Here is a 13,637-nt window from a genome sequence, read left to right on the forward strand (position 1 = left end):
TTACTTCTCCTCTTCCTTACGGCACATTGGGAAGCCAAGAGCTTCACGTGATGCGTAGTACGCTTCTGCAACAGACTTAGTCAGGTTGCGGATACGAAGGATGTAACGTTGGCGCTCTGTAACAGAGATAGCTTTACGCGCATCAAGGATGTTGAATGCGTGGCCAGCTTTAAGAATACGCTCGTAAGCTGGAAGCGGAAGTGGCTTCTCAAGCTCAAGTAGCTCTTTACACTCTTTCTCACACTGATCAAAGAACGTGAATAGGAAATCTACGTCAGCGTGCTCAAAGTTGTAAGTTGATTGCTCAACTTCGTTTTGGTGGAAGATATCACCATAAGTTACTTTGCTGCCGTCTGGTGCGATGTTCCACACTAGGTCGTAAACAGAGTCGACTTCTTGGATGTACATCGCTAGACGTTCGATACCGTAAGTGATCTCACCAGTAACTGGCTTACACTCAAGGCCACCAACTTGCTGGAAGTAAGTAAACTGAGTCACTTCCATACCGTTTAGCCATACTTCCCAACCAAGACCCCATGCACCTAGTGTTGGGTTTTCCCAGTTATCTTCTACGAAGCGAATATCGTGTACTAGCGGGTCGATACCAAGAACTTCAAGCGAGCCTAGGTACAACTCCTGAATGTTGTCTGGAGAAGGCTTTAGGGCTACTTGGAACTGATAGTAGTGCTGCAGACGGTTCGGGTTTTCACCGTAACGGCCATCGGTAGGACGACGTGAAGGTTGAACGTAAGCTGTCGACATTGGCTCTGGGCCAAGTGCACGTAGACATGTCATTGGGTGAGAGGTGCCTGCACCTACTTCCATATCTAGAGGTTGAACAATAGTACAACCGTTTTGTGCCCAGTAATCCTGCAGCGCGAGGATCATTCCCTGGAAGGTTTTGATATCGTATTTTTGCATAGTAATTCGCGCAATTCTTTGAGTAAAAGGTCTGTCTAAAACAGAGAAAAATAACAATCAAGTATACCCAGATATTTGGCATGGGAGTAGAGCTAATCTTGATTAATTGGTAGCCAAAAATCTCCTTTAATGGAATTTTTCCGACTTATCTAACCAAATTCTCTTAAAAGGGAGTTTATTTGCAGTTTGTCAGTTGAGAATCAAATCAGAGCTGGTTAGAATCGTGCCGTCTTTGGGGAGTAGCTTACCTATTCATCAACACTGGGATGATAGGTTCGTCTGTCAACATAATTGATGCAAAATCATCATGGCATTCGAGACCCAATATCGGCCAAAAATAAAAATATGCCGATGCGGTTTAGCAAGACCTTAGACAAATCATCATGAACCGGGGTGGGGTATGAGGTTTGTCTTTGGTTAAATATAATATTCCCGCCCTATGAAGAGCATGTCGTGAGCGTTTTAGCTATCTCAATCACCACCGTCGCACTGGCGGAGATCGGTGATAAAACTCAGTTGTTGTCATTACTGCTAGCCAGTCGATACCGCAAACCAATTCCTATTATTGCCGCAATTTTTTTCGCTACGATTGCAAACCACGCCCTCGCAGCTTGGCTCGGTGTGGTTGTAGCCGATTATATGACGCCTGAAACACTGAAATGGGTGCTGGTGGTCAGTTTCATTGCGATGGCCGCTTGGGTTCTGATCCCAGATAAATTGGATGAAGATGAGCAAATCTCCAATCGTGGCCCTTTCATCGCTAGTTTTATCGCGTTCTTTGTTGCAGAGATTGGAGACAAAACCCAGATCGCAACGTCGATCCTAGGCGCGCAGTATGCTGATGCACTGACTATGGTCATTTTGGGTACCACGATAGGTATGTTGTTAGCTAATGTTCCAGTGGTGCTGATAGGTAAACTTTCCGCCGATAAAATGCCGCTTGCTCTGATTCGTAAAATCACGGCTTTGCTGTTTGTTGCTTTAGCGATTGGCGCAGCAGTGTTGTAGGTAAAAGCTGCGATTACGGTGTTAAATATCAATAACTGTAGATGAACTCGCGTTAGATCAAACTCTGATTCAAATTCGAACTGATACGTGATCGCTGACATATTAGTGTCATACTTGTCATGGTAATTTAACTTTGTGGATGATAGCGAGAGGGCAAGATTATGCTTACACGTTATATGGGGATGACCCCTAAGAGTCAGAGTTATTTGTTCACCTTCGGTTTGGTACTGTGTCTATTGGCAATGGTGTTAACTGATATGTGGCTTCCGATAGTCGCAGGGTCGTTTATTTTAACTGGATTGACGGTCGAAGCTTGGATTCGCGTCGCGCATATTATTCCTATGCATGAGGAAATGCGCTCGATGAGAAAACAGCTCAATAAACTGCAAAGCGAAGTCCGCACCCTTGAATATGACGAATAAAAAACGGCAGCCAAATGGCTGCCGTTTCACTTTTAGCTCTTCAATTAAGCCAAACCTTTCTTTATGAGATATAGAAAGGGTAGCTCTTCAGTCTGAGAACCTATCAATTGGTGATCCATAAAGCGACAAAAGCTAGGGATGTCGCGAGTGGTTGACGGATCGTCTGCCTTTACAAGCAAAACTTCTCCATCTTGCATTGTTCTAATTGTCTTCCTGACCATCATTACCGGCTCTGGGCAGCGTAATCCTTCTGCCTCTAGGGTTTTATTTGCCTGTTCTGGATTGAATGTCATGGTCGTATCTTTGGTTACTCAATTTGGCCTAGATAATACTAGTGAAGAAAAAATATTCAATAACCCCTTGGCAAAGTGAACAATTTGTTTTAACTTAGTTAACAAGTTGGTAACAATTAACAAGGAAAGCAAGTATGTTGACAGCTCTAGATCGTTTAACAATCTACTCCGTGCTGTGTTTTATCTCTTTTTGCGCCCTTGTTTTACGTTCGCCAGCAGAATCGTCTTCGTTTATGCCATTACTTGGTATGGGCGCGACGGTTGTAGGGATTTGGCTTGAGATGCATCGCTGGCCGAGCGCATCTGAAGAACAAGAGAATGGATAGCAGCACTTCCAACTGTTATCTGTTTTATCGCTACGCTCAACTACATTCCGACACTATCCCCAGTTTTCTTGGGCTTCCCCGCTGAAAAGCGGGATTTTTTTTGCCTGAAAAAGGTACAATCGATTTAATCCCTCACAAATATTAATGGCTCAACGTGGAATTAGAAGAGATTTATCGTCGTGATTTAAACCTACTTGTGGCGCTAAGAGTATTAATTGAAGAGTGCAGTGTGAGTAAAGCTGCCCATCGATTAAACCTGAGCCAGTCAGCAATGAGCCGTGTTTTGGGCCGCTTACGTGAAATGCTTGGCGACCCTTTATTTACTCGCCAGGGCCAGCATCTAATTCCGACTGAGAAAGCGTTAGAAATCGACCAATCATTAGGTGAACCTTTAGAGTCACTGCGCCAGTTGTTGTCGCCGATTGAGTTTGAACCACAAAGCTGTGACCAAACTTTTACCATTGCGACGACTGACTATGCGATGCAGACCATTTTGCCGTTTGCTTTGCCGCGTATTTACCAAGAAGCGCCAAACGTCTCATTTAATTTTCTACCCCTACAGCATGATCGATTGGCCGATCAGTTAACAGCAAAAGGCGCTGATTTAGCGATCTGTCGCCCTATAGGTCCAGTAGAACCATTGCGTAGCGAGATTCTTGGTCGTGTAGGTGTGTTATGTCTGCTCTCTAAACAACATCCTCTAGCTAATGAAGAAATGAGTCTGGAAGATTACCTGACCTACCCGCATGCGATGATTGCGATCAGTGATGGAGTGAGGGCGTTAATTGAAGGAGCGTTAGTTGATCAACCAAAGCGTAAAATGGTGCTTCGTGCTTATCACCTTGAAGCAGCACTTGCGATCATTGATACCATGCCAATTATCATTACCGTGCCTGCTGATTTAGCTTACCTAGTGGCGGAACGTTATGATTTAGTGATTAAGCCTCTGCCTTTCCAGTTTACTCCGTTTGACTATTCTATGATTTGGCATCCGCGTTGTGAGCACTCTCCGGCTCAGGAGTGGTTAAGAGGAATCGTTAAGGAAGAATGTAGTCGTTTGATTGCTAAACGTATTGAAGATATTGGTTTGGATTAATACGCTTGAATAAAAAAAGAGCCAGCATTACAGATGCTGGCTCTTTTTTGTTATGTGTGTTTAAAGCTTGATAACGACACGGCCTGTTACTTGACCGTTAGTGATGTCTTCAGCGAATTTTGGCGCTTCAGCTAACTCAACTTCAGTACATGCTTGCTCAAAGTAACTATCTGGTAGTAGCTCAACCAGTTTTTCCCATGCAGCAATACGTTTTTCTGTTGGGCATGAAACTGAATCTATACCTTGTAGGCGAACGTTACGTAGGATGAACGGCATAACCGTAGTTGGTAGATCAAAACCACCAGCTAGACCACAAGCAGCAACAGCGCTGTTGTAATCCATTTGTGCCAGTACTTTAGCCAGTACTTTGCTACCAACTGTGTCAACGGCACCTGCCCATACTTGCTTTTCTAGTGGACGCGCAGGCTCTTCAAATTCAACGCGGTCGATAATGCGACTAGCACCAAGTTTCTCTAGCAGCGGACCGTTTTGCTCAACGCGACCAGTTACAGCTGCTACTTTGTAGCCAAGTTGTGCTAGTAGAGTTACGGCAACTGAACCCACACCACCACTTGCGCCAGTTACTAGAATCTCGCCATCTTCAGGTTTGATGCCGGCATCAAGTAGCGCTTGTACGCATAGCATGCCAGTAAAGCCTGCAGTGCCGACCATCATCGCTTTCTTGCTATCTAGGCCTTGTGGTAGTGGTACTAACCAATCTGCTTTTAGGCGAGCACGTTGCGCCATGCCACCCCAATGGTTTTCACCAACACCCCAACCGGTTAGAACAACTTTGTCACCTGCTTGGTAGCGCTCATCGTCAGAGCTTACGACCGTACCTGCAAGGTCGATACCTGGAACCATTGGGAAGTTGCGGATGATTTTGCCTTTACCCGTGATTGCTAAACCGTCTTTGTAGTTTAGTGATGAGTAATCAACATCAATCAGTACTTCGCCTTCTGGCAGTTGCGTCTCATCGATCTGTTCGATGGTTGCGATAGTACGTTTTTCTTCTTGGTTTAGAATCAGTGCGTTAAACATAATGATCTCCACAAATAGAGCAGCAATTTAAAAACTGGATTTAGTGTAGACCTAAAATCGCCATGACAAAAATGAAACTTTAGCATTATATTTATGCGCATCACGCATTTTGACTAAAGTATGATCAATCTAGAGATAGGATGTAATTTAGATAAAGAAAAAGCCCTTAATCCAACAGGTTAAGGGCTTTATGTTTCTGGCTTTAGGAAAGGAAGAACTTATACGATGGGTTATCGGTTTCATCCTTACACTGGTAACCCAGTTCACGTAGATGTGCTGAGAAACGAGATAAGTCTGATTCGTCTAGCTCAAAACCACACAGTACGCGGCCATAGTCAGCACCGTGGTTACGGTAGTTGAATAAGCTGATGTTCCAGTGAGTACCCAGTGTGCTTAGGAATTTCACCAAAGCGCCCGGATATTCAGGAAACTCAAAGCTGTAGAGACGCTCTTTGAGTGGCTTTGACGGTTTACCGCCAATCATGTAGCGAACGTGTAGCTTGGCCATTTCATCATCGGACAAATCGACCACTGGGTAGCCACCTTCACGAAGGTCATGAATGATGTTATCTAGCTCTTCTTGACCGCCTTGTAGGCGCACACCGACAAAGATATTGGCTAATGCATCATCATTGTAGCGGTAGTTAAACTCAGTAACAGCGCGGCCGCCAATGAGGTTACAGAACTCAAAGAACGCACCTTGACGCTCAGGAATAGTAACAGCAAGTAGACCTTCACGTTTTTCACCTAACTCACAACGCTCAGAGACATAGCGTAGACCATGGAAGTTGGTGTTCGCACCAGATAGGACGGTACCTAACTGTTTATCTTCTAGCTTGTTCTGCTCAGCGAACTTTTTAAGGCCTGCCAGTGCAAGCGCTCCAGAAGGTTCTGCAATTGCGCGAGTGTCTTCAAAGATATCTTTCACTGCTGCACAGATCTCATCACTAGATACAGAGATATGGCCATCAATGTATTTCTGACATAGACGGAACGTTTCTTCGCCGATACGTTTTACCGCAACGCCATCAGCAAACATACTTACTTGGTCTAGTACCACTGGCTCGCCAGCATCCAGAGCTGCTTTTAAGCATGATGAGTCTTCAGGCTCAACGGCAATGACTTTGATTTCAGGCATCAGCTGTTTGACTAAAACAGCAACGCCAGCAGCAAGGCCACCGCCACCGACAGGGACGAAGATATAATCGAGGTGCCCATTTTGTTGCAGCATTTCCATACCAATCGTACCTTGACCAGCAATCACTAGTGGGTGATCGAATGGCGGTACGAAGGTGTAGCCATGTTCAGCAGAAAGACGTTCTGCTTCTGCTTTTGCTTCATCGAAGTTGCTGCCATGAAGAACCACGTTACCACCAAAGCCACGTACTGCCTCGACTTTGATGTCTGGTGTGGTTTTTGGCATCACGATAGTGGTCTTAATGCCGAGTTTAGTGCCTGAAAGCGCCATACCTTGAGCATGGTTACCAGCGGATGCTGCAATGACACCTGCGGCTTTCTGCTTCTCAGTTAGGCTCGCGACCATATTGTAGGCACCGCGCAGTTTAAACGAGTGTACCGGCTGACGGTCTTCGCGTTTTATCTGCACATTGTTACCAATACGTGCTGCTAGACGAGGCATCTCTTGAAGAGGTGTTACTGTTGCCACTTCATAAACTGGCGCTCTTAAGATCTGGCGCAGGTAATCTGCGCCAGTTTGAGGCTCTTGCCCTGAGAATAACGAATCACTCATAAGCTAGCCCTCTAGCTTGGATTTATCTCGTACAGCGCCTTTATCAGCACTTGTCGCCATGCTTGCGTACGCTTTTAGTGCAAAAGAAACTTCACGTTGACGATCGACAGGTTTCCAGCCTAACTCGTCTTGTTTTGCACGGCGTTCAGCTAGCTCTTGTTCAGATACTTCTAGAGAGATAGAACGATTTGGAATATCAATCGCGATGATATCGCCTTGCTTAACTAGACCAATTGCGCCGCCGTTTGCCGCTTCTGGTGACGCGTGACCAATTGATAGGCCAGATGTACCACCAGAGAAACGTCCGTCAGTAAGCAGTGCACACTCTTTACCAAGCCCCATCGATTTTAGATACGTCGTTGGGTAAAGCATTTCCTGCATACCAGGGCCACCTTTAGGACCTTCGTAGCGGATAACCACAACATCACCGGCTTTGACTTTGCCACCTAAGATGCCTTCAACTGCATCTTCCTGGCTTTCGAATACGACTGCAGGACCAGTGAACTTATGAATACTTTCATCAACGCCAGCGGTCTTAACGATACAACCATCCAGAGCGATGTTTCCTGAAAGTACCGCTAGGCCACCTTCTTGAGAGAACGCGTTATCAATTGAACGGATACAACCATCAGCGCGGTCATCATCAAGGCGGTCCCAACGACAATCTTGAGAAAACGCTTTTGTAGTACGAATACCAGCAGGGCCAGCGCGGAAGAACTTCAATACATCTGCATCTTCAGTCTGGATGATGTCGTATTGCGCAAGCTGCTCTTTCATTGAAAGGCCAAGTACAGTGCGAGCTTCGTTGTGAAGTAGACCCGCGCGGTCTAATTCACCAAGGATAGCCATCACACCACCTGCGCGGTGGACATCTTCCATATGGTATTTTTGTGTTGATGGTGCCACTTTACACAGATGAGGCACTTTGCGAGATAAGCGATCGATATCTTCCATATCGAAGTCAATTTCACCTTCCTGCGCTGCTGCGAGCAGGTGAAGAATGGTATTGGTTGAGCCGCCCATCGCGATGTCGAGCGCCATTGCGTTTTCGAATGCGTCAAAGGTTGCGATATTGCGTGGCAGTGCAGATTCGTCATCTTGCTCGTAGTAACGACGTGTCAGTTCAACGATACGTTTACCAGCGTTGATAAATAGCTCTTCGCGGTCAGCGTGTGTTGCTAGCATCGAACCATTACCTGGCTGAGAAAGACCTAATGCTTCAGTCAGACAGTTCATTGAGTTTGCTGTGAACATACCAGAACATGAACCACATGTCGGACATGCGCTGCGTTCGATCTGTTCGCTTTGCTCGTCTGAAACTTTCGGGTCGGCGCCTTGGATCATCGCATCAACAAGGTCTAGCTTGATGATTTGGTCAGAAAGCTTGGTTTTACCTGCTTCCATTGGGCCGCCAGAAACGAAGATTACTGGGATGTTTAGGCGCATTGACGCCATTAGCATTCCCGGAGTGATTTTGTCACAGTTGGAGATACATACCATCGCATCGGCACAGTGAGCATTAACCATGTATTCCACAGAGTCTGCGATAAGCTCACGTGATGGCAGAGAGTAAAGCATGCCGCCGTGACCCATTGCGATACCATCATCTACGGCGATAGTGTTGAATTCTTTGGCAATACCGCCTGCTTTTTCAATCTCACCTGCTACCAGCTGACCCATATCTTTTAAGTGCACGTGGCCAGGAACAAACTGCGTGAATGAGTTCACGACAGCGATGATTGGTTTACCGAAGTCTTCGTCTTTTACCCCAGTAGCGCGCCAAAGGGCACGAGCACCGGCCATGTTGCGGCCATGAGTGGTGGTTGCTGATCTATATATAGGCATCTTACTACTTCCTTATTTCGCCGCGTCTTCTGGGTAAACGTAATCTAACCAGCCCCACTTATCTTCAGTGGTGCCGTTGAATAGGCCAAAGTATGCTTCTTGCAGTTCTTTGGTGATTGGGCCGCGTTTGCCGCTACCCACTTCAATCTTATCGATAGTTGATACAGGGACAACTTCCGCCGCTGTACCCGTCATGAATACTTCGTCTGCTAGGTACAGGGCTTCACGAGCGATATTTGCTTCACGTACTTCGTAACCACGATCGCGAGCAAGTGTCATGATTGAATCACGAGTGATACCTGGCAAGATTGCGCTGGTCGCTGGTGGTGTTGTGATAACGCCATCTTTAATCACAAAGATGTTTTCACCTGCACCTTCAGATAGGTAACCATCAACGCTTAGTGCGATACCTTCATCGTAACCGTGGCGACGAGCTTCACCACCAACGAGTAGTGACGATAGGTAGTTACCACCTGCTTTTGCTGCTGTTGGGATTGTGTTTGGAGCTGCGCGGTTCCAGCTTGAAATCATCGCATCAACGCCTTTCTCTAGCGCTTCTTCACCCAGGTATGAACCCCAAGGGAATGCCGCAATGATTAGATCCATTTCTGTGTCTGCTGGTGGGCACACACCTAAACCAACATTACCTACAAAACCCAATGGGCGAATATATGCACTTTCTAGTTTGTTTTGGCGTAGAGTCTCACGTGTTGCTTCCATGATCTCCTCAACCGTGTAAGGGATCGGGAAACGGTAGATTTTTGCTGAATCTTTAAGACGTTTCGCGTGTTCTAGGTGACGGAAGACAATTGGACCTTTCGGGGTGTTGTAGCAGCGAACACCTTCGAATACTGACGTACCGTAGTGCATTGCGTGAGTCAACACGTGTACATTTGCCTCTGCCCAAGGAACCATCTCACCATTGAACCAAATGTAATCTGCTGTTTTTGTAGCCATTATTGCCTTCCTTATGCACAAATCTTTTGTTGTAGGTTGTTATTAGGTAATTCATCTCGCGCGATCTGCGTAACTTCAACGGTGCGTACATCCCATAGCTTCTCAATCTGATTCGTTAGGAAAGAGATAGGACGATCGCTATCAACGATGATTTCTACGCTGGCGATTTTGCTTTCGTGGTTTTGTGTACCTGCCACTTGTTTAACAATGAAGCCTCGGTGGCGAACAACGCGAAGAACACGCTCTAACAATACAGGTTTGTCGTCTGCTTTGATGTCTAGTAGGTATCTTTCCATTTTATGTGTTCTCCAGCATGTCATTGTTTGATGCACCTGGTGGTACAAGTGGCCATACGTTTTCCTCTTCGTCGATTAAAACATGAAGAAGATATGACGTCTTACTTTCTAGCATTTCTTTTAGTGCCGGCTCAACTTCTTCTTTCTTAGTAATAGTTTTACCAGGAATATCAAAAGCTTTAGCTAGCATTACGAAGTCTGGGTTGTCATCTAGAATGGTTTCACTATGGCGGCCATCAAAGAATAGTGATTGCCACTGACGAACCATTCCTAAACGTTGGTTGTTTAGTAGAACCACTTTCACAGGGATCTGGCGACGTTTTAGTGTGCCTAGCTCTTGGATGTTCATCATAAAAGAGCCATCCCCTGTAATAAGGATAGACTGGTCATCAGGTCGAGCTACAGCCGCGCCCATTGCTGCAGGAAGGCCGAACCCCATGGTGCCTAGACCTGCCGAAGTGATGAAATTTTGTGGATCACGAGGTTGGATGTGCTGCGCTGCCCACATTTGGTGTTGGCCAACATCTGTTGAGATGATTGAGCTATCAGGCATCATATCGGATAGCTGCTTAAGTAGCCCCGGAGCATAGATAAGCTCACCTGGGTGATCGTAGCGCCATTTGAAACCACTACGTAGGCTCTCGCTATGTTTAACCCAAGGCGTAATATCATGAGTCAGTTCTAGTTGAGGAAGAACCGCTGGGATCTCAGCACGAACAGGAGCATTGGCAGTACGCAGTTTGTGCAGCTCCGCCGCATCGATATCGATATGAATGACTTTTGCGTTTGGAGCGAACGTATCCAGCTTACCAGTTACTCGGTCATCAAAACGCGCGCCTACAGCAATTAGTAAGTCACACTCTTGCACTACTAGGTTAGCGGCTTTAGTACCGTGCATACCTAGCATACCAAGGTAATGCGGGTCATGACGTTCGATGGTACCTAGACCTTTCAGCGTGCTTACAGACGGCATTGGGTTTAGGCGTAGAAACTCACGAACGGCATCAGTAGCATGACCAAGTTGAACACCACCACCAACATACAATACAGGTCGAGAGCTTTGAGAAAGCAGCTCTTGAGCTTTAGCTACCTCGTCTGCGGTTGCAGTTGGCATTGCTGGAGGGGTAAAGGTTGGAAGAACATCGACAGGAGCTTGGCCAAGCTGAACATCTTTAGCGATATCAACAATAACTGGTCCTGGACGCCCCGTTTTTGCCACTTCAAACGCTTCAGCTAAAGTAGGCGCAAGTTCATTGATATCGGTAACTAGGTAGCTGTGTTTAGTACACGAAAGAGACATACCGATTACATCCATTTCTTGGAATGCGTCAGTACCGATATGAGAGCTAGCAACCTGACCTGTGATCGCAACAAGGGGAATCGAATCCATAAAGGCATCGGCGAGGCCAGTCACTAAGTTGGTTGCCCCAGGACCTGATGTTGCCATACAAACCGCGACATCTTGTGTTGCTCGTGCCATGCCAATTGCGGCCATCGCAGCGCCTTGCTCATGGCGACAGAGGATATGTTCTACTCCGCCATCGTAAAGCGCATCGTAGATTGGCATGATTGCCCCACCTGGGTAACCAAATACCGTCTTAATCCCTTGTTGTGCCAAAGCGGCTACGACTAACTCTGCACCTGTCATCGCATACCTCCTTGGTAGTCTGTCATATTTTGTTGTGTTGCATTGCACATCATGTGCGCTCCCATTCTTCCTGCAGCTCTTTTATGAGCTTTTAAATTCGTTATCGCCTTAATTTACGGCGTATTAATTGTAAAAAACCCCCGGACTTTTCAGTGCGGGGGTTTTTTCTATTCTGTGGCTATCTTTCGCCCACTAGACCCCGCGTGGTGTCAATAATGACCACGATAATCAGGGCAATCAGTGCGTTAGTGCGGGCGTTGAAGTTCATCTTTATTTCTATAGTTATATGTGTGCCTAGTTAGGCACGAAAATGTTTGCGTCTCTAGTGGTAACATACAATTCCGTTAAATGACAAGCAAAAACTCATTCTTTTTTCACATTCTTTCAGCATCTAGCCAAGCTATATAACAACCTTGATAACAAAATGAACGAACTATCAGGAGGATAAATGAACATCAAGAGCCAAGTAGGCATGTTATGGGGTTAGCGGTCGTTTATAGTCGCGCTTGTGTTGGGGTGGAAGCGCCGGCCGTTACTGTAGAAGTACACATCAGCAATGGAATGCCAGGCTTTACTTTGGTTGGTCTACCAGAGACAACCGTTAAAGAGTCCCGCGATAGGGTACGAAGCGCGATCATTAACTCTCGCTTTGAGTTTCCGGCTAAGCGGATTACCGTCAATCTTGCTCCGGCTGATCTACCCAAAGAAGGAGGGCGATTCGATTTGCCGATTGCGCTCGGTATTTTAGCGGCTTCCGAGCAACTCCCTTTGCAGTGTCTATCCGATATGGAGTTTGTTGGAGAGTTGGCTCTATCGGGTGAACTGCGCAGTGTGAAGGGGGTATTACCTGCAGCACTAGCCGCAAACAAAGCGAATCGGCGACTTGTCGTGCCTCACCATAATGGCGACCAAGCGGCTTTGGTGGGGGCGAGTACACATAAATCGGCACAAAGTTTACTCGAGGTGTGTGCAGATTTAAGTGGACAACAATCCATGGCGTTGCATCAGACTGCGACACACGAAACAAAGCGAAAGCTGTCGAGAGATCTGCAAGATATTATTGGTCAGCAACAAGGTAAACGTGCGTTGGAAATTGCCGCAGCAGGTAATCATAACCTATTGTTTTTAGGTCCTCCCGGTACAGGGAAAACCATGCTTGCTTCGCGGTTGTGTGATTTACTCCCTGAAATGACCACTGAAGAAGCGATGGAGACCGCTTCGGTGGCGTCACTGACTCAGCAAGAGATCAATATCCAAAATTGGAAACAGCGTCCATTTCGCGCTCCTCACCACTCCAGTTCCATGGCAGCACTGGTTGGCGGCGGCTCCATTCCTCGCCCTGGTGAAATCTCCTTGGCACATAATGGCTTGCTGTTTTTAGATGAAATGCCGGAATTTGAACGTAAGGTGCTGGATTCTTTGCGCGAGCCACTAGAATCAGGGGAAATCATCATTTCTCGTGCTCAAGGTAAAACCCGCTTTCCGGCGCGCTTTCAGCTGGTTGGCGCCTTAAATCCAAGTCCGACTGGCTACTATGAAGGCAATCAATCTCGAGTAAACCCACAAACCATTTTACGTTATTTAAGCCGCTTATCAGGCCCATTGCTCGACAGATTTGATATGTCGCTAGAGATACCAGCACTACCTAAAGGCACATTAGCAGAGGGAGGAGATAGAGGTGAATCGACGGTAGTGGTGAGAGAGCGAGTCTATATTGCGCGAGAGGCGATGTTGTCTCGTTCCAATAAAGTGAATGCGTTACTAGGTAGTCGTGAAATAGAGCGGTATTGCCCATTAGATAAACAAAATGCTCAATTTCTAGAAAGTGCGCTGCACAGACTCGGCCTTTCTATTCGAGCTTATCATCGCATTATCAAGGTTGCGCGAACCATTGCCGATCTTGAGGGGGCTGAAGATATAAACCGTTCGCACTTGGCTGAGGCGCTAGGTTATCGAGCTATGGACCGATTACTTCGAGAGCTGACGGCACAAGCGGTGTAAAAAATGAAGCCCGCATTCAGAGCGGGCTTGCTG

At 46.5% G+C, this 13,637-nt stretch carries 13 protein-coding genes; 5 read left to right on the forward strand and 8 right to left on the reverse strand.

Features of this window, described 5'->3' with window-relative positions:
* Positions 1–921, reverse strand: coding sequence for a glycine--tRNA ligase subunit alpha (glyQ, locus tag AAFX28_RS08890; protein WP_008075491.1), 921 nt, complete (start codon positions 919–921; stop codon positions 1–3).
* Positions 922–1,374: 453 nt separating this feature from the next.
* Here glyQ and AAFX28_RS08895 point away from each other — a divergent pair, with 453 nt between their 5' ends.
* Together AAFX28_RS08895 and AAFX28_RS08900 are read left to right on the forward strand one after the other, a co-directional pair.
* Positions 1,375–1,929, forward strand: a complete 555-nt coding sequence (locus tag AAFX28_RS08895) for a TMEM165/GDT1 family protein (RefSeq protein ID WP_408687117.1) — start codon at positions 1,375–1,377, stop codon at positions 1,927–1,929.
* A gap of 161 nt (positions 1,930–2,090) precedes the next feature.
* The gene (locus AAFX28_RS08900) at positions 2,091–2,351 is read left to right on the forward strand and encodes a hypothetical protein (protein ID WP_408687118.1); all 261 of its coding nucleotides are present in this window, start codon (positions 2,091–2,093) and stop codon (positions 2,349–2,351) included.
* A gap of 44 nt (positions 2,352–2,395) precedes the next feature.
* Here the strand turns inward: AAFX28_RS08900 and tusA are convergent, their stop codons facing one another.
* Positions 2,396–2,644: a sulfurtransferase TusA gene (tusA, locus tag AAFX28_RS08905; protein WP_408687119.1), complete on the reverse strand. Its 249-nt coding sequence runs from the start codon at positions 2,642–2,644 to the stop codon at positions 2,396–2,398.
* A 134-nt stretch (positions 2,645–2,778) separates the two neighbouring features.
* On the opposite strand from tusA, the gene AAFX28_RS08910 reads away from it, so the two are divergent.
* Positions 2,779–2,970 carry a hypothetical protein gene (locus AAFX28_RS08910; RefSeq protein WP_071985918.1) on the forward strand — a complete coding sequence of 64 codons (192 nt, stop codon included), beginning with the start codon at positions 2,779–2,781 and terminating at the stop codon, positions 2,968–2,970.
* A 154-nt stretch (positions 2,971–3,124) separates the two neighbouring features.
* A complete protein-coding gene (locus AAFX28_RS08915; protein WP_408687120.1) occupies positions 3,125–4,066 on the forward strand; it encodes a LysR family transcriptional regulator in 942 nt (313 codons plus the stop codon).
* 60 nt (positions 4,067–4,126) lie between these two features.
* On the opposite strand, the gene AAFX28_RS08920 is transcribed toward AAFX28_RS08915, so the two are convergent.
* The 6 genes from AAFX28_RS08920 to ilvG form a co-directional block, all read right to left on the reverse strand.
* Complete coding sequence (locus AAFX28_RS08920; protein ID WP_408687121.1) at positions 4,127–5,107, reverse strand: MDR family oxidoreductase; 981 nt, start codon at positions 5,105–5,107, stop codon at positions 4,127–4,129.
* Between the two features lie 202 nt (positions 5,108–5,309).
* The gene (gene ilvA / locus AAFX28_RS08925) at positions 5,310–6,857 is read right to left on the reverse strand and encodes a threonine ammonia-lyase, biosynthetic (RefSeq protein WP_408687122.1); all 1,548 of its coding nucleotides are present in this window, start codon (positions 6,855–6,857) and stop codon (positions 5,310–5,312) included.
* A gap of 3 nt (positions 6,858–6,860) precedes the next feature.
* The gene (gene ilvD, locus AAFX28_RS08930) at positions 6,861–8,702 is read right to left on the reverse strand and encodes a dihydroxy-acid dehydratase (RefSeq protein ID WP_408687123.1); all 1,842 of its coding nucleotides are present in this window, start codon (positions 8,700–8,702) and stop codon (positions 6,861–6,863) included.
* A 12-nt stretch (positions 8,703–8,714) separates the two neighbouring features.
* On the reverse strand, positions 8,715–9,659 hold the full coding sequence (gene ilvE, locus AAFX28_RS08935; protein WP_171760865.1) for a branched-chain-amino-acid transaminase: 945 nt from the start codon (positions 9,657–9,659) through the stop codon (positions 8,715–8,717).
* 11 nt (positions 9,660–9,670) lie between these two features.
* Positions 9,671–9,955, reverse strand: a complete 285-nt coding sequence (gene ilvM, locus AAFX28_RS08940; protein WP_159657206.1) for an acetolactate synthase 2 small subunit — start codon at positions 9,953–9,955, stop codon at positions 9,671–9,673.
* Between the two features lies 1 nt (position 9,956).
* Positions 9,957–11,603: an acetolactate synthase 2 catalytic subunit gene (gene ilvG, locus AAFX28_RS08945; protein WP_408687124.1), complete on the reverse strand. Its 1,647-nt coding sequence runs from the start codon at positions 11,601–11,603 to the stop codon at positions 9,957–9,959.
* Between the two features lie 477 nt (positions 11,604–12,080).
* Here ilvG and AAFX28_RS08950 point away from each other — a divergent pair, with 477 nt between their 5' ends.
* A complete protein-coding gene (locus AAFX28_RS08950) occupies positions 12,081–13,604 on the forward strand; it encodes a YifB family Mg chelatase-like AAA ATPase (RefSeq protein ID WP_408687125.1) in 1,524 nt (507 codons plus the stop codon).
* Positions 13,605–13,637 lie beyond the last annotated feature (33 nt).

Source organism: Vibrio sp. TBV020 (assembly GCF_046056895.1).
Taxonomy (GTDB): domain Bacteria; phylum Pseudomonadota; class Gammaproteobacteria; order Enterobacterales; family Vibrionaceae; genus Vibrio.